The sequence below is a fragment of the Halorubrum sp. SD690R genome (assembly GCF_005435035.1).
Classification (GTDB): domain Archaea; phylum Halobacteriota; class Halobacteria; order Halobacteriales; family Haloferacaceae; genus Halorubrum; species Halorubrum ezzemoulense.
In genome coordinates, this window is sequence record NZ_SGTV01000017.1 from 46,633 (window position 1) to 61,866 (window position 15,234).

Annotated in this window: 15 protein-coding genes; 10 read left to right on the forward strand and 5 right to left on the reverse strand. The window is 71.2% G+C overall.

Annotation, left to right across the window (positions count from 1 at the left end):
* Window positions 1-88 precede the first annotated feature (88 nt).
* Window positions 89-829, forward strand: a complete 741-nt coding sequence (locus tag EXE41_RS11655) for a proteasome assembly chaperone family protein (RefSeq protein ID WP_086219131.1) — start codon at window positions 89-91, stop codon at window positions 827-829.
* Window positions 830-835: 6 nt separating this feature from the next.
* Here EXE41_RS11655 and EXE41_RS11660 read toward each other — a convergent pair whose 3' ends face one another.
* Both EXE41_RS11660 and EXE41_RS11665 read right to left on the reverse strand, forming a co-directional pair.
* Window positions 836-2,206: an isochorismate synthase MenF gene (locus EXE41_RS11660; RefSeq protein WP_137691103.1), complete on the reverse strand. Its 1,371-nt coding sequence runs from the start codon at window positions 2,204-2,206 to the stop codon at window positions 836-838.
* A 107-nt stretch (window positions 2,207-2,313) separates the two neighbouring features.
* A complete protein-coding gene (locus tag EXE41_RS11665) occupies window positions 2,314-2,928 on the reverse strand; it encodes a sulfite oxidase-like oxidoreductase (RefSeq protein WP_094552577.1) in 615 nt (204 codons plus the stop codon).
* A gap of 254 nt (window positions 2,929-3,182) precedes the next feature.
* On the opposite strand from EXE41_RS11665, the gene EXE41_RS11670 reads away from it, so the two are divergent.
* From EXE41_RS11670 to EXE41_RS11680, 3 genes are all read left to right on the forward strand, one after another.
* The gene (locus tag EXE41_RS11670; RefSeq protein ID WP_049929331.1) at window positions 3,183-3,398 is read left to right on the forward strand and encodes a cell surface protein; all 216 of its coding nucleotides are present in this window, start codon (window positions 3,183-3,185) and stop codon (window positions 3,396-3,398) included.
* Between the two features lie 94 nt (window positions 3,399-3,492).
* Window positions 3,493-3,771 carry a UPF0058 family protein gene (locus EXE41_RS11675; RefSeq protein ID WP_008442749.1) on the forward strand — a complete coding sequence of 93 codons (279 nt, stop codon included), beginning with the start codon at window positions 3,493-3,495 and terminating at the stop codon, window positions 3,769-3,771.
* A gap of 104 nt (window positions 3,772-3,875) precedes the next feature.
* Window positions 3,876-5,795 (forward strand): rhomboid family intramembrane serine protease, encoded by a 1,920-nt coding sequence (locus tag EXE41_RS11680; protein WP_137691114.1) that lies wholly within the window; start codon window positions 3,876-3,878, stop codon window positions 5,793-5,795.
* A gap of 37 nt (window positions 5,796-5,832) precedes the next feature.
* On the opposite strand, the gene EXE41_RS11685 is transcribed toward EXE41_RS11680, so the two are convergent.
* Window positions 5,833-6,456, reverse strand: a complete 624-nt coding sequence (locus EXE41_RS11685) for an METTL5 family protein (RefSeq protein WP_049929329.1) — start codon at window positions 6,454-6,456, stop codon at window positions 5,833-5,835.
* Between the two features lie 3 nt (window positions 6,457-6,459).
* The gene (locus tag EXE41_RS11690; protein ID WP_137691104.1) at window positions 6,460-6,858 is read right to left on the reverse strand and encodes a hypothetical protein; all 399 of its coding nucleotides are present in this window, start codon (window positions 6,856-6,858) and stop codon (window positions 6,460-6,462) included.
* Between the two features lie 335 nt (window positions 6,859-7,193).
* On the opposite strand from EXE41_RS11690, the gene EXE41_RS11695 reads away from it, so the two are divergent.
* The 4 genes from EXE41_RS11695 (at window position 7,194) to EXE41_RS11710 (ending at window position 12,072) form a co-directional block, all read left to right on the forward strand.
* Entirely contained in the window at window positions 7,194-8,147 is a 954-nt protein-coding gene (locus EXE41_RS11695; protein ID WP_006113981.1) for a transcription initiation factor IIB family protein, read from the forward strand.
* A gap of 96 nt (window positions 8,148-8,243) precedes the next feature.
* On the forward strand, window positions 8,244-8,678 hold the full coding sequence (locus EXE41_RS11700; RefSeq protein ID WP_137691115.1) for a universal stress protein: 435 nt from the start codon (window positions 8,244-8,246) through the stop codon (window positions 8,676-8,678).
* Between the two features lie 33 nt (window positions 8,679-8,711).
* Window positions 8,712-10,862, forward strand: a complete 2,151-nt coding sequence (locus EXE41_RS11705; RefSeq protein ID WP_137691105.1) for an AMP-binding protein — start codon at window positions 8,712-8,714, stop codon at window positions 10,860-10,862.
* Between the two features lie 61 nt (window positions 10,863-10,923).
* Complete coding sequence (locus tag EXE41_RS11710) at window positions 10,924-12,072, forward strand: acyl-CoA dehydrogenase family protein (protein WP_049929326.1); 1,149 nt, start codon at window positions 10,924-10,926, stop codon at window positions 12,070-12,072.
* A gap of 7 nt (window positions 12,073-12,079) precedes the next feature.
* Here the strand turns inward: EXE41_RS11710 and EXE41_RS11715 are convergent, their stop codons facing one another.
* A complete protein-coding gene (locus tag EXE41_RS11715) occupies window positions 12,080-12,754 on the reverse strand; it encodes an MBL fold metallo-hydrolase (protein WP_137691106.1) in 675 nt (224 codons plus the stop codon).
* 147 nt (window positions 12,755-12,901) lie between these two features.
* On the opposite strand from EXE41_RS11715, the gene EXE41_RS11720 reads away from it, so the two are divergent.
* Both EXE41_RS11720 and EXE41_RS11725 read left to right on the forward strand, forming a co-directional pair.
* Window positions 12,902-14,758: a DNA mismatch repair protein gene (locus tag EXE41_RS11720; RefSeq protein WP_137691107.1), complete on the forward strand. Its 1,857-nt coding sequence runs from the start codon at window positions 12,902-12,904 to the stop codon at window positions 14,756-14,758.
* A complete protein-coding gene (locus EXE41_RS11725; RefSeq protein ID WP_049929323.1) occupies window positions 14,751-15,206 on the forward strand; it encodes a hypothetical protein in 456 nt (151 codons plus the stop codon). The genes EXE41_RS11720 and EXE41_RS11725 overlap by 8 nt, the downstream gene beginning before the upstream one ends.
* Window positions 15,207-15,234 lie beyond the last annotated feature (28 nt).

A 15,234-nucleotide genomic window follows, 5' to 3' on the forward strand; every position in this document is an offset into this window, starting at 1 on the left:
TTCGCGTCGGGCCGTTAGACCGTTTCGGGACGCGCGAGGTGCCTCCCGCCGCCGCACCTTTAGGTCGACCCCGGGCGTACGGCCGCACATGGCACGCATCTCCGTCCTCGACGACGGCGTCTCGCTGGACGAGCCGACGCTGATAGAGGGGTTCCCCGGCGTCGGGCTCGTCGGGAAAATCGCGACGGACCACCTGATCGACGCCCACGGGATGACCCACTACGCGAACGTCCACTGCGACGGGCTCCCGCCGGTGACCGTCTACCGCGAGTCCGAGACGGCCGCGACGACCCCGGTCCGGCTGTACGCCGACTCCGAGCTGGATCTCGTCGCGCTGCGCAGCGACGTCCCCGTGAACCCGGGGGCGGCGACGGAGGTCGCGGCCTGCCTCGGCTCGTGGTTCGACGAGATCGACCTGTTCCCGGTGTTCCTCTCCGGCCTCGGCCGCGAGAAGGACGAGGAGCCCCCGGAGCTGTACGGGATCGCGACCGGGAACGGCGCCGAGGCGCTGGACCGCGCCGAGGTGTCGGAGCCGTCGGAGTCCGGGCTCGTCTCCGGGCCAACGGGCGCGATGCTGGCGGCCGCGCTGGAGGACGACCGCGACGCGGTCGGGCTCGTCGTCGAGTCCGACCCGCAGTTCCCCGACCCCGAGGCGGCGCGGGCGCTCATCGTCGACGGCATCGACCCGATCGCGGGGATCGAGACGCCGACCGACGGGCTCGTGGAGCAGGCGACGGAGATCCGGAACGCGAAGCGCCAGCTCGCAGAGCAGATGCGACAGGCGACCGAGGAAAGCACGCAGGCCGAGCCGCTGAAGATGTTCCAGTAGGCGGGGTCAATCCGCTGCGTCGCCCTCCAGCTCGTCGAGGATCGGCCGGTACTTCAGCTGGACCTCGTCCCACTCGCGGTCGGGGTCGGAGTCGGAGACGACGCCGACGCCGGCGAACAGCGTGGCTCGACGGCGGGTTCCGACCGCGGACCGGATCGCGACCGCGAACGCGCCGTTGCCGGCGGCGTCGATCCAGCCCACCGGCGCGGCGTACCAGCCGCGGTCGAACGGCTCTGTCTCGCGGATCGTCGCCAGCGCGCGGTCCGGCGGGAGCCCGCCGACCGCCGGGGTGGGGTGGAGCGCCTCGACGAGTTCGAGGACGTGTCGGTCCGCGTCGAGCTCGGCGGTGATCGGCGTGTGGAGGTGTTGGACGGTCGCGAGTCGTCGAACCCGACGCTCGCCCGCGGAGACCGACGCGGCGAACGGCTCAAGCTGGTCGCGGACCGTCTCCGCGACCAGCTCGTGCTCGTGAACGTTCTTCTCGTCGTCAAGGAGCTCGCGCGCGAGCCACTCGTCTTCGCTCGGCGTCTCGCCGCGGCCGGTCGTCCCGGCGAGCGCGTCGGTCTCGACGGTCCGCCCCCGCAGCGAGACGAGTCGCTCCGGCGTGGCGCCGAAGAAGGCGCTCTCCCCCGCGGCGGGCTCGAACCAGTAGCGGTGGCAGTCGGGGTACTTCTCGGCGAGGCGTTCGAGGGTGGCCGCCCGCGGGAAGTCGGCCGCGAGGTCGGCCTCCAGCGCCTGCGCCAACACCACCTTCTGAAGGTCGCCGTCGGCGATCCTGTCGACCGCGGCGCCGACGCTCTCGCGCCACGCGTCGCGGCTCGTCGTCCGGCGGCTCTCGCGGATCCCCGGGCGAGGGGGCCGGGAGCCGACGGCCGCGGTCGGCGACCCGGCGTCGACGGCGTCGAGGGCGGCGAACCGGTCGACCTCGCGGGCGAGCCGGTCCTCGACGGCGTCGACGCCGGCGTCCGGCCCGACCGCGTTGACCGTGAGCCACGCACCGTTGTCGGCGTAGGTCAGCTGGACCCGCGGCAGGACGAACCGGGCCTCCGGAAACGGCGCCCACGGCTCGCCGTCGCAGGCGCCCTCGTGGAAGGCGAACCCGCCGAACACGCGGGGGCGGGCCGCCTCGGTGCCGGCGTGGACGTCGCCGGACTCGAACAGCTCCGTCGCCGACTCGCGGATCGCCGCGAACCGGTCGCCCCCGGACGCGGTCAGCGTCGCGGCCTCGCCGCCGCCGATCACCAGCGCGTCGTCCGGCGCGCTCCACGTCGTGCGCGGGGTGGGAAGCGCCTCGAACGCCGCCGCGAACGCCGGCTCGACGACCTCGGTGGTCCGGCTGACCAGCGGCGACGACGACCGCGAACGCGCCTGTTCCATGCGTATCGAGTCGGGGACGTGGACCCTTTATCCTGACTATCGGGGCGGAGGACCGGGGGAACTCGAACGACGACGCGGACGGGCCGAGCGCGACCCCGGGGGGGCGCTCAGCTGTAGCGCTCCTCGTTCCAAGGGTTCGCCGTGTCGCTGTACCCCCGCTTCTCCCAGTAGCCGAGTTCGGGCTCGGTGAGGAACTCGACGCCCGAGACCCACTTCGCGCCCTTGTACGCGTACTTGTGCGGCGTGACGACGCGGATGGGGCCGCCGTGGTCGGCCGGGAGGTCGTCGCCGTCGTAGCCGTAGGTGAGCTGGACGCCCGGCTTCGTACACTCGTCGAGTGGGAGGTCGGTCGTGTAGCCGTCGAGCGCGTGGAACATGACGTGTTCGGCGTCGTCGCGGACGCCGGCGCGCTCGGCGAGGTCGGCGAAGGAGACGCCCGTGAACTCGCAGTCGAACTTACTCCAGCCGGTCACGCAGTGGAAGTCCTGTCGCTGGGTGACCGACGGGAGGTCGCGGAACTCGTCGAGCGAGAGGGAGAGCGGCTCCTCGACCGCGCCCCACACCTCGAACTCGAACGTCTCCGGGTTCCACGAGGGCGTCCCGCTCTTCGAGAGGACCGGGAAGCCGTCCGTCTCGCGCTGGCCCGGAGGGAGTCTGTCGTCGCCGTACTCGCGGTAGAGGTCGGTGAGGTCCTCGGCCGCGTCGACGCCGGAATCAGTCATGAACCGCCGTTCGACCCGGACCGACGTATGAATGTCGCTCTCAGAGGACGCGCTGGGGACCCGCGAGTGTCGCCCTCGAACGGCACGGACGCCCGGCGGCGAGACGCCGGTACCGCTCGGCGAGGGATTCGTACAAACCTAACCGACCTTCAGAAGAACAAAAATGAACTTTCGAGTCTCTGCTTTGAGTTTTCATATCTCCGGATCTGCGACGCCAATTTTATATACGCCATGCCACAAGACCCGAACAGCAAATGCCACAAGTGAAGATAACCGTGCCGGAGCATCTGGAGATGCAGATCGCCCAGATGGTCGAGGAAGGAGAGTTCCTCAACCGCGAGGAGGCGGTCGAGGAGCTGTTGTCGACCGGCATCAAGGCGTACAAGACGAGCGGCCCGCGAGACGACGACGACTCCAACGGGTTCGAGGACGAGGGGATGATGGGCCACGAAGACGAGTACGTCTTCTGACCGCGCGGCTCCCTCGGTCGAGGTCTCCGCGGCGCAGAACCGTGCGTACCGCCCTCAACAACGCTTAAAGGGCCTACGACCCGTATCCGTGGGTATGCACAAGGACGAGCTGCTTGAGCTTCACGAACAGATGGTGACGATCATGGAGCACTTCCGCGCGCAGGAGACGGTCGACGGGTCGCTGTTCGACCCCTACGACGAGCTCGAAGTCGACCCCTCCCACGTCCACAAATCGAAGAGCGAACACAAACACGCCGTGTTCGTCCTCGGTAACGCCTTAGCGAACGCGATGAGCGAAGACGAGTTCTCGCCCGCCGGCCGCGTCGGCAAGCGGATGGAGGAGCTCGCCGACGACGCCGAGAACAAGATCTGACCCGTCGGACGCTTTCGCCCGCCCGCTCGACCTCGCGTTACGCCCGACCCCGTACCGCGCTCGACCCCCGTTATTGATGTGTGCGCGGCCCCGTCGAACCTGACATGGTCGCGGACGCGCTGGCCTCGGACGCCGCCCACCTCGCCGCCGGCGGCGTCGCCGTCGCCGCCGCGCTCGCCGCGGTGTTCCTCGCGGATCGACGAGGGGCCGACTGGACGCGGACGCTCCGCTCGCGGCTCCTGCTCGGTGTCCCGTGGGGGACGCTCCTCGTTGTCGCCGGCGTGATCGGAGTGTACCTGTTCGTCCAGTCCGGAATCGACGACCCGAACCGACCGGTCGTGATCCCGTTCCGGTCGTGGTCGTACTTCTACCCGGAAGGGCTCGTCTGGTCTGGCTTCGCGCACGCGGGCCGCGGACACATCACCGGGAACCTCCTCTCCGCGCTCGTCGCAGGGAGCCTCGCGGAGTACGCGTACGGCCACTTCCCCGAGGGACGCGAGGTCGGCGACCGGGAGCGGGCCGCTGTCCGGTCCCGGCGACTCCCGGATCGCCTGCGAGGTCTCCCGGGTCGAGTCCGTGAGATGCCGAGTCGAGCCCGACGGCTGCCGAGCCGGATCCGCGCCGTCGAATCCCCCGGCGAGAACCCCTACGTCCGTGCGTTCCTGATCGTCCCCGGCGCGGCGGTCGCGTTCGGCCTCGTCTCCGCGCTGTTCGCGTTGGGGCCCGTGATCGGCTTCTCCGTCGTCGTGTTCGCGTACTGGGGGTTCGCGCTCGTCACGCGTCCCGTCGCCGCGGTCGTCGCCACGACGGGAACGGCGCTCGTCGGCGTCGTCTACGACGCCCTCCGGACGCCGGTGGCGTTCGCCGAGGCGTCCCCATCCTACGGCGCCCCGGGGTGGGCGAACGTCGCGATCCAAGGGCATGCGCTCGGGCTCATCGGCGGCGCCCTCGTCGCCGTCGTACTCCTGCGGCGGCGGCGGACTCGAGGGCGGGACGACGGAAAACGCAGCGAGGACCGCGACGCGGGCGCGACCCCCGGTCGGTGGCGGTTCCATCCGAATGCCGCGCCGGACCACGACGGGTCGCGCGCGGACGCGTCGGAGCGCACCGCGCTCGTCGTCTTCGGGGCGCTCCTGCTGTTCGGCGCCTCGCGTCGGCTGTGGGCGGTGTACTGGTACCTCGGCAACGAGCGGTACGAGCTGTACCGCGCGGTCGGCGTTGGGCTGCTCGCCCTGCTGGCCGCGATCGTCGCCGTCGCGGCCGCCTCGCGCGACGACCCGCTCTGGCCGTCCCGAGCGGTGCCGAAGCCCGAGACGCTCAGAGACGGGATCCGGTCGTCGACGCCGGCGGCGGTCGGACTGGTCCTGCTCACGGCGGCGCTGGCGGCCGTCGCGGGGCCGGCCGTCGTGCCGAACCTCGTCACGGTCGAGGACGGCGACCTCCCGGGCGACCCGATCGAGGTCGAGGGGTATCAGGTGACCTACGCGGAGAACGTCGAGGACCGACTCGTGGGCGTCGTCGACGTGGAAGCGTTCGGGCGCTCGACGTCGGTCAACACGTCGGGGGTGATCGTCAGCGACCCCGACCGCGAGATATGGACGACCGCCGTCTCGAAGGGGAACCTCGCGTTCTGGGGGTACCGCGCGGTCGACGTGGGGGGCACCGGCTGGCGGGAGACCGTCTGGGTTCAGCGGGTCGGCTGGGTCGCCGCGAACGGCGGTCCGGCGTACCGGGTCGACGCGGTCAGGAACGAGACGAGACGGACGCTGTTCACGAGCGACCCCGCCCGGGCTGAGCCTCGGATCGACGGGCGGAACGTCGTCATCGCGGCCACGCCCGACGGGTTCGAACTGACGGTTGCCGGCGGCAGCGGGAACAACGTCACGGCGCCGCTCCCGGCCGCGAACGAGACCGAGACCGTCCGCGGGATCACGTTCGTTCGCGAGGGCAACGCCGTGTTCGCGCAGCGCGGCGAGACGCGAGTGCGGATCGCACAGCGGGAGCGGTACGAGGGACGGCGGTAGCCCGCGCCGGCGGGCCGGGAAGAGAGCGTCCGGCCCCCTACGACCACTCGATCCGGTACACTTCGGTGTCGATGTCGCGCGCCTCGTCGGTGTGGTGATCAAACTGTGCGTCGATCCGGAACTCGGCCGCGAACGCGTGCGTCACCTCGCCGCCCTCGTCGGCGGCGAACGCCTCGACGAACTTCCGGCTACCGGCGTTGTGGACCGAGTAAGAGACTTCGGCGAGGTCGCTCGCGACCGCAAGGAACTCCCGATCTGCGTTGCGGTTTCCGTCCTGTGCGCCGAACGGCGGGTTCATGACGACGGTCGCGGGCTCGGAGACCGCGAGCGGCGGGCGGGTCGCGTCGCCGCGAACCCAGTGGACCGGCGCGCTGGCGGCGACGCGGCGCTCGTTCCCTCGGGCGGTCGCGAGCGCGCCCCCGTCGAGTTCGAGGCCGACGACGCGGGCGGGGCCGCGAAGCGCCGCCGCCAGTGCGAGCATCCCCGTGCCGGCGCCGAGGTCGAGCACGGTCCGCCCCTCGACGTCGCCGTGGAGGTCCGCCAGGTGGACGACGTGGGCGGCCAGCTCCGGCGGCGTCGGGTACTGTTCGAGGGCGGCGTCGGGGCGCTCGAAGCCGGCGACAACGCCGAGCTTGGTCGCGAGCGAGCGCTTCGTCGCCATCGGTCAGGCGCCGCCGGCGTCCGCGCCCGCCCGGACGAGTTCGACGCCCTCGCGGTCGGCCCGCTCGGCGAGCGCCGCGAGCGCCGTGCGGGCCTCTTCGCGGACTTCGCCGGTGACGCTGACCTCGATCCGGCCGGCGCCGAGGAACGCCGCGGCGCGGAGGAGCCCGCGCAGTCGGTCGACCTCGCGCTGTCGCTCGAGGGTGCTCTCGGCGTCGAACTCGGCTTCGGCGGCGACCGCGGCGGGCTGGTAGCCGCGGGCCGCGAGCCCCCGCTTGAGGTCGCGGAGGTGCTCGGGCGCGGTGCTGTCGAGGTCCGCCGCGTCGATGACGACGGGATCGACGTCGGCCGGGCGACAGCCGCGAAGCGTGCGTTCGACGCCGGGCGGGGAAGTCGTACTCATACACGCCTATTGGTATAGGTTATACAAAAATCTTCTTGAATGTTTAGAAGTAATAAACTTGGGCACCGGGGGTAAGACCGACGGAGCTGGCGAGAGGTGGGCGTCAAACGACGCCCGAGGCTCGACCGGGGCTCCGTCCACGGTCACGTTTCGTGCGTCTCGGTGCGGGTGGCCGGGCGACGGTAGGGCAGCCATCGATGTGTATTCTGTTCGCTAATCTGCTATTAATCCCTCTCTAACGTCCGAAAACGCGATTTTACGTCGGTTCGAGAACCGTCAGGATCGATGATAGGGGTGGACAAGGCTTAAATACGCGACTGACCAGAAACCTTTTAATGGAACGTCCGAGTCGCCAGCGGCAACAGGAGCGGGACACGGAGCAGGAAACGGACGAATCGACGGTCTCCTGTCCGGAGTGTGACTCGGAGAACATCGTCACCGACGCCGATCAAGAGCTCGTCTGCGAGGACTGCGGGCTCGTCTTGGACGAGCGGAACATCGACCGCGGGCCGGAGTGGCGCGCGTTCAACCACAACGAGCGGCAGTCGAAATCCCGGGTCGGCGCGCCGATCACGGAGACGATGCACGATAAGGGGCTGACGACGACGATCGACTGGAAGGACAAGGACGCGTACGGGCGGTCGCTCTCCTCCGAGAAGCGCTCGCAGATGCACCGACTGCGGAAGTGGCAGGAGCGGATCCGGACCAAGGACGCGGGCGAGCGCAACCTCCAGTTCGCGCTCTCTGAGATCGACCGCATGGCGAGCGCGCTCGGCGTTCCCCGGTCGGTACGGGAGGTCGCCTCGGTCATCTATCGACGCGCGCTCAACGAGGATCTCATCCGCGGCCGCTCCATCGAGGGCGTCTCCACCGCCGCCCTCTACGCCGCCTGCCGGCAGGAGGGGATTCCCCGGAGCCTCGACGAGGTCGCAGACGTGTCGCGGGTTCCGCAGAAGGAGATCGGCCGGACGTACCGCTACATCTCCCAGGAGCTCGGCCTAGAGCTGAAGCCGGTCGATCCCAAACAGTTCGTCCCCCGGTTCGCGTCCGCGCTCCAGCTCTCCGAGGAGGTCCAGTCGAAGGCGACCGAGATCATCGATGTCTCAGCCGAGCAGGGGCTGCTCTCCGGGAAGTCCCCCACCGGTTTCGCGGCCGCCGCCATCTACGCCGCGTCGCTGCTCTGTAACGAGAAGAAGACCCAACGCGAGGTCGCCGACGTGGCGCAGGTCACCGAGGTCACCATCCGAAATCGGTACCAAGAGCAGATCGAAGCGATGGGCTTCCGTTAGGCGGTCGGCCGGTCGAGACCCCGGAGTTCGTCCCGTCTCGGGATCTGAACAGTTGGATCGGGTTTTTAATCGCTACCCGCTGTAGCGGGGAGTGTGATGTACTCGGATGTCCTCGTTCCGACCGACGGCAGCCCGGCGTCGGACGCCGCGATCGAACACGCGATCGACCTCGCAGACCGGTACAACGCTCGCCTCCACGCGCTGTACGTCGTCGACGGCGCGGCGTACTCCAGCCTGGAAGCGGGCGCGGAGATCGTCGTCGAGGCGCTCGAATCGGAGGGCGAGGAGGCGACGGGACGCGTGGCGGACGCCGCCGCGGACGCGGGCGTGGAGTGCGTCACCACCGTCGCGTCCGGCACCGCCTACCAGTCGATCCACGACTACGTCGACGAGAACGACATCGACGTGGTGGTGATGGGGACCCACGGCCGGAAGGGGCTCGACCGTTACCTGCTCGGGAGCGTCACCGAGCGGGTCGTCCGCACCTCGGACGTTCCGGTGTTGACCGTGCGACAGCCGGCGGATGAGTAGCCGCACGGCCTCGGGCGAACGGGGGTGACACCGATGCGCGACTGGCTCTCTCACCGCGTGGTCTCGTCGCCGGACGGGACCGCCCTCGTCCGCGCCGAGGACGGCGAGGCGTGGAGCTACACCGACCTCGACCGGCTCGTCGCCGAGACGGCGGGGCGACTCGTCGCGCACGGACTGGGCGAGGGCGACCGGGTCGGCGTGCTCACGCCCCCGTACGTGGGCACCGTCGGCCTCGTCCACGCGACGATGCGGATCGGCGCCACGTTCGTCCCGCTCGGCGAGGAGCTGACCGCCCGCGAGATCGCCGCGCGGATCGACCGGACCGACCTCGACGCCGTCGTCTGCGCCGAGCCGACCGAATCGACCGCGACCGCCGCGGTGTCCGAGATCGAGGGCGTCCCCGTTTACTCCGTGGACGACCCGGCGGACGCGGACGTAACTGGGATCCACGACGTCGATCCGGCGTCGCTCGATCCCCCGGAGTGGTCGTTCGAGGACCCGCTCTGCGTGCTGTTCACCTCGGGGACCACCGGCGAGCCCAAGCCTGTCCCGCTGACCGCGGGCAACGTGTACAGCTCCGCGGTCGCCTCCGCGTTCCGCCTCGGGGTCGAGGCCGACGACCGCTGGCTGGTGTCGCTGTCGCTCCACCACATGGGCGGGCTCGCGCCGGTGTACCGGTCGGTGCTGTACGGGACGACCCTCGTGTTACGCGAGGGGTTCGACGCGGGCGGCACCGCCGACGACATCGACGCCTACGACGTGACCGGCGCCTCGCTCGTCCCGACGATGCTCCGGCGGATGCTCAACCGGCGGGGGACGCTGTCGGACTCGCTTCGGGTGGTCCTGCTCGGGGGCGCGCCAGCGCCGGCGGAGCTGTTGGAGCGGTGCCGCGACTACTCGATCCCCGTTTACCCGACGTACGGAATGACGGAGGCCGCGTCGCAGATCACGACCGCGACGCCCAGACAGACCAGAGACCGGATCGGCACGGTGGGAAAACCCCTGTTCGGCACCGACGTGACCGTCGTCGACGGCGGCGACCCGGTCGACCCCGGCGAGACCGGCGAGATCGTCGTCAGCGGGCCGACGATCACTCCGGGGTACCTCGTCGAGGACGGCGGCGACCCGGACGCGGTCGACGGTGCGGGCGCGTCGACCGCCGATGCGGTCGAGGGGGGCGACGCGTCCTCCACCGGGTCGGTCGGCGTGAACGGGATCGAAACAGCGGACCTCGACCGCTCCGATTTCGGCCCGTACGGACTCCGAACCGGCGACGTCGGGCGGTTCGACGAGGACGGCTACCTCCACGTGCTCAACCGCGTCGACGACCGGATCATCAGCGGCGGCGAGAACGTCGAACCCGGGGAGGTCGCGGACGTGCTCCGGGAGTACGACGACGTCGACGACGTGGCGGTGGTCGGGCTCGACGACGAGGTGTGGGGCGAGCGCGTCGCCGCGCTCGTCGCCGTCGGCGACCAGTTCCGGTCGGCGGCCGCCGACCCGGCCGTCGACGACGCGGTCCCAGAGATCGATCCCTCGGTGACCGACGGGGAAGCCGACGGCGCGGACGGGGGCGACGCGGAGAGCGAGGCTGCGATGTCGGCCACCGGGGCCGGATCCGTCGGTCCCGCGCCGATCGACGAGGCGGCGTTCGTCGAGTTCGCCCGCGAGCGGCTGGCGCGGTTCAAGATCCCCAAGACGATCGCGTACACTGCGGAGCTGCCGCGGACGGTCTCGGGGACGGTCGACAGGGAGGCGACGCGCGCGCTCCTCCGCGAACACGGGGCGGACCCGCGCGGGAACCCCGACCTCGAGACCGCGGGGTTCGAGCCAGCCGACCCCGCGGAACCGCCCGCGGAGTCGGACGCGGCGGGGAACGAGTCGGACGCCGCGGAGCCTGACTCGGACGACCGGCCAGCGGGGGGCGGCGAGGCGGACGACGCTGCGGGAGGAGCGAACGACGCGGGCGCGCTCGAAGGCGGTACGGTGGGCGACGGAGAGCCTTCGTCGGATGCGACCGAGGGAGACGAGGTCGCGGCCGGATCGGAGGGAGTCACGCGACGCGACGCGGAGGTGGGCGGCGACGAGGACGGCGACGTGGAGACAAGCGGCGACGAGGACGGCGACGCGAGGGCGGGCGCTGACGGAGAACGCAGCGACACGGACGCGGTCGACGACGCGTGAACTCGCCCGGAGTTCTTCGTTGTTCCACGAAGGTTTTGTCCACGGGGTCCACAGGGTCGGTATGGAGTTGCTCGACGACAGCATCGTGCCGGAGCGCGCGCGAGACGTCAAACAGGAGGCCCGCGAGTTCGCCGACGAGTACATCGCACCGAACGCCGAGTCGTACTACGACACCGGCGAGTACCCGTGGGAGGTGCTCGAAGCCGGGATGGACGCCGGGCTCGTCGCGCAGGACATCGGCGAGGAGTACGGCGGGAAAGGGTTCGACCTCGCGCAGGTGCTCGCCATCGCGGAGGAGTTCTACCGCGCGGACGCGGGCATCGCGCTCACCCTCCAGCTCGCCAGCTTCGGCGCGGAGATGGTCGAGGACTACGGCACGGAGGAGCAGAAGGAGAAGTACCTCCGGCCGGTGGCCGAGAACGAACAGCTCTCGGGGCTCGCGGTGTCGGAGCCGCAGACCGGCTCCGACCTGGCGGGCATGACGACGAAGGCCGAGAAGGTCGAGGGGGGCTACGAGCTCACCGGCGAGAAGTACTGGGTCGGCAACGCGGTCGAGGCCGACTGGCTCACCGTCTACGCCAAGACCGGCGAGAGCGACGACCGTTACTCGAACTACACGCTGTTCATCGTCGAGACGGACTCCGACGGCTACGAGGCCGAGCACATCCCCGAGAAGATGGGGATGCGCGCGTCGAAGCAGGGCCACATCGTCTTCGAGGACTGCTTCGTCCCCGAGGAGAACGTCGTCGGCAGCGAGGGCGGCGGGTTCTACGCCCTCGCGGACTTCTTCAACCACGGCCGCGTCATCGTCGGGGGCCACGGACTGGGCCTCGCGGCCGCGGCCATCGAGGAGGCCGAGGCGTTCATCGACGAGCGCGAGGCGTTCGGCCGCACCATCGACGACTTCCAGGCCGTCCAGCACACGGTCTCGGACATGCGGATCGGCTTCGAGTCGGCGCGCGCGCTCAACTGGCGGGCCTGCGAGAAGGTCGCGAACAGCGAGGACGCCGGCTACTGGGCCGCGCTGGCGAAGACCAAGTCCACCGAGGTCGCCACCGACTGCGCCGAGAAGGGGATGAAGCTCCACGGCGGCCGGTCGAACCTCACCGAGCGCCGGATCGCCCGCGTCTACCGCGACGTGCGCATCCCGGTGATCTACGAGGGCGCCAACGACATCCAGCGCAACCTCATCTACCGGCAGTCGCGCTAGGCGGCGTTCAGAGCGTCGCCGCCAGCCGGCGCAGCGCCTCGTCACCCCCCAAGGCGAGCGGGTCGCCGTGCCCGACGCAGGCGACGTCGAACGCGGGGGCGCGCTCCGCGAGCGACCGGACGCTCGCCGCGACCGCGCCCGTGTCGTAGCTTATCACCCAGCCGGACTCCGTCAACTCGCCGTCGGACTCCGAGACGAGGTCGCCGAGCAGCGCGACGCCCAGTTCCTCGCTGACGTAGGCGACGTGGCCGGGCGTGTGGCCCGGCGTGTGGTACGCCGTGAACGAGCCGATCGCGTCGCCGTCGCGGACGCCGACGATTTCGAGTTCCGGGAGGTCGGTGACGAGTCCGCCGAGCCGCTGTATCAGTCCTTTGTGGTTCCCGAGCGGGGGGGTCCGATAGCCCCGCAGCAGTTGCGCGTCGAAGCCGTAGGCGTGGACCGGCGCGTCGAGCTCCGGCGTCAGCGCCGCCAGCGTCCCGACGTGATCGAGGTCGTAGTGGGTGAGGAGGACGCGCCCGATCGCCGAGAGATCGACGCCGGCGTCGCCGAGGCCCTCTCGGATCGCGCCCTCGTCCCACGGCGTCCCGGCGTCGACGAGCGTCGGCACGTCGTCGAAGACGAGGTACGCGTTGACTCCGCCGCAGTCGAGTCGCCAGACGCCGTCCGCGATCTCCGTGGCCATGGCCGCGAGTAGGAGTCAGCGCGGTATGAACGCTGCCGTGGCGGAACCGACGGCGAGGGGACGGAACTCGCGCCGACGCTCTCGCGGGGTCGCCGTCGGCGACGCGAGCGACGAAAGCGCCAAGATGCCGGGGCCACACCACGGGGTATGCGACTCCAGGACTACTGGGGGATTGGGCCGAAGACGAGCGAGCGGCTCGCCGAGGCCCTCGGGACCGAGCGGGCGGTCGAGGCGATCGAGTCGGCCGATGTCCGCGCGCTCGTCGACGCCGGGCTCCACCGCGGCCGCGCGACCCGCATCCTCCGCCGGGCGAACGGGGAGGCCGGGATGGACGTGCTCGCGACTGGCGACGCGCGCTCGGTGTACGACGACCTCCTCGGGCTCGCGGCCGACGCGGCGCTGACCGCGCACGCGGCGGACCGCATTCGGGTGTTGACCCCGCTCCTCGACCGCGACGCCGTCGAGGCACGATTAGACCGGGTCGTCGCCGCCCGCGACGCGTGGACCGACCTCGACGAGGCGGACCGGGAGGCGGTCGCGGACGCGTTCGACGCGTACGACGAGGCCGCCGGCTCCGACCTGGCCGCGGTCGAGACCGCCGTCGCGCTCCGCGAGGCGGGGTTGACGGCGGGACCGTTCGCCGACATCGGCGCGCTGGACGGGGACCGCCTGCGCGACGCGGCCGACGCGCTCGCCGACGTCCGGGGGTCGATCGACCCTGCCGGCGGGCTCGACGGTGACGATATCGAGATCGCGGCGGGCGCGGACGCGGAGCTGGACCGGCTCCGCGAGCAGCTGTCCGCGGCGCGCGAGCTCGCCGACTCCGCGTTCGACGTGCTGGAATCGGTCCGCGACGGGAGCCTCCGCGACTTCGAGGCGCTGGAGGCGGCGACGATCGACCACGTCGCGAGCGAGACGGGCGTCGAGCCCGCGACGGTCCGGGCCGCGTCGCCCGACGAGGCGCTCGACGCCGCCGACTTCGTCTCCGGGACGCTGCGGGACCTCGTCGTCGAACTCGAAGCGGCCGTCGAGGAGCGTGAGGCCGCCGTCGCGGCCGACATCCGCGAGCGGCTGGGCGACGAGTCCGCGGGGAGAGACGACGCGACCGCCGGCGGCAGCGACGGAGCGGACGACGGCGGCGACACCGCCGTCGCCCGCGCCGCGTCCGCCGTGTCGGACGCCGCCTTCCTGCTGTCGCTCGGGCGGTTCGCGGCGGAGAACGGGCACGTCCGCCCGACGCTCGTCGACGACGGCATCGCCGTGCGCGGCGCGCGGAACCCGTTCCTCGGGGGCGACGTCCAGCCGGTCTCGTACGGCGTCGGCTCGCACTCGCTCGCTGACGCGTCGGGCGTCGCAAGCGCCGACGCGCCGCCGACCGGCGACCGCGTGAGCGTCCTCACCGGGGCGAACTCCGGCGGGAAGACGACCCTCCTCGAAACGCTGTGCGCGGTGGCGCTGCTCGCATCGATGGGGCTGCCCGTGCCCGCCGACGCGGCCGAGGTCGGGACGTTCGACCGGATCGTCTTCCACCGCCGACACGCGTCGTTCAACGCCGGCGTGCTGGAGTCGACGTTGAAGTCGGTCGTGCCGCCGCTGGTCGCGGACGGCCGGACGCTCATGCTCGTCGACGAGTTCGAGGCGATCACGGAGCCGGGCCGGGCCGCCGACCTGCTGAACGGGCTGGTGACGCTCACCGTCGACCGCGGCGCGCTCGGCGTCTACGTCACGCACCTCGCCGAGGACCTGAGTCCGCTGCCCGAGGCCGCACGGATCGACGGCATCTTCGCGGAGGGGCTGACGAACGACCTGGAGCTCCGCGTCGACTACCAGCCGCGGTTCGAGACGGTCGGGAAGTCCACGCCGGAGTTCATCGTCTCGCGGCTGGTCGCGAACGCGGGCGGCCGCGGCGTCCGCGCCGGCTTCGAGCACCTCGCGGGCGCGGTCGGCGAAGAGGCCGTCCAGCGAACGCTCTCGGACGCCGAGTGGGCGGCGAACGATGACTGAAGAGTCGGCGGACGACGCGGCCGGTCCCGACCGGATCCGGTCGATCGCGGTTCACCGCGAGGACGTGGCGAACGCGCTCGAGGCCACGCTCCGGAGCGACCGCGAGGTCGTCCTCCGCGCGACGCCGCCGTTCTCCGGGCGGATGCGCGCACGGCTCCACGCGCTCGACGCCGGCGGGAATGGAGGCCATAACGGGAACGGTGGTTCCGACGACGCACCCGCGCCGCTCCACATCGACCCCAGGGACCTCGTCGCGGACGTGCCCCCGTACCCCGAAGTCGACGACACGGCCGCCGAACTCCCTGACGCCGACCTCGAAACGCGTCGCGAGCGACACGCCGAGAGCGTCGAGGCGTGGCGCGAGACCGTGCGCGAGCGCGTCGGTTCGACGGTCGAGATCGAGGTCGACGGCGGGGTCCGCAGCGTCGACGTGAACGCGCTCGGGTGAGTCGAGCCGGAGACCGGAACCGCCCGAC

Excerpts from the sequence above, each read along its gene's own strand:
- EXE41_RS11655 (WP_086219131.1), top strand. The coding sequence starts at position 89 with ATGGCACGCATCTCCGTCCTCGACGACGGCGTCTCGCTGGACGAGCCG.
- EXE41_RS11660 (WP_137691103.1), bottom strand. The coding sequence starts at position 2,206 with ATGGAACAGGCGCGTTCGCGGTCGTCGTCGCCGCTGGTCAGCCGGACC.
- EXE41_RS11665 (WP_094552577.1), bottom strand. The coding sequence starts at position 2,928 with ATGACTGATTCCGGCGTCGACGCGGCCGAGGACCTCACCGACCTCTAC.
- EXE41_RS11670 (WP_049929331.1), top strand. The coding sequence starts at position 3,183 with ATGCCACAAGTGAAGATAACCGTGCCGGAGCATCTGGAGATGCAGATC.
- EXE41_RS11675 (WP_008442749.1), top strand. The coding sequence starts at position 3,493 with ATGCACAAGGACGAGCTGCTTGAGCTTCACGAACAGATGGTGACGATC.
- EXE41_RS11680 (WP_137691114.1), top strand. The coding sequence starts at position 3,876 with ATGGTCGCGGACGCGCTGGCCTCGGACGCCGCCCACCTCGCCGCCGGC.
- EXE41_RS11685 (WP_049929329.1), bottom strand. The coding sequence starts at position 6,456 with ATGGCGACGAAGCGCTCGCTCGCGACCAAGCTCGGCGTTGTCGCCGGC.
- EXE41_RS11690 (WP_137691104.1), bottom strand. The coding sequence starts at position 6,858 with ATGAGTACGACTTCCCCGCCCGGCGTCGAACGCACGCTTCGCGGCTGT.
- EXE41_RS11695 (WP_006113981.1), top strand. The coding sequence starts at position 7,194 with ATGGAACGTCCGAGTCGCCAGCGGCAACAGGAGCGGGACACGGAGCAG.
- EXE41_RS11700 (WP_137691115.1), top strand. The coding sequence starts at position 8,244 with ATGTACTCGGATGTCCTCGTTCCGACCGACGGCAGCCCGGCGTCGGAC.
- EXE41_RS11705 (WP_137691105.1), top strand. The coding sequence starts at position 8,712 with ATGCGCGACTGGCTCTCTCACCGCGTGGTCTCGTCGCCGGACGGGACC.
- EXE41_RS11710 (WP_049929326.1), top strand. The coding sequence starts at position 10,924 with ATGGAGTTGCTCGACGACAGCATCGTGCCGGAGCGCGCGCGAGACGTC.
- EXE41_RS11715 (WP_137691106.1), bottom strand. The coding sequence starts at position 12,754 with ATGGCCACGGAGATCGCGGACGGCGTCTGGCGACTCGACTGCGGCGGA.
- EXE41_RS11720 (WP_137691107.1), top strand. The coding sequence starts at position 12,902 with ATGCGACTCCAGGACTACTGGGGGATTGGGCCGAAGACGAGCGAGCGG.
- EXE41_RS11725 (WP_049929323.1), top strand. The coding sequence starts at position 14,751 with ATGACTGAAGAGTCGGCGGACGACGCGGCCGGTCCCGACCGGATCCGG.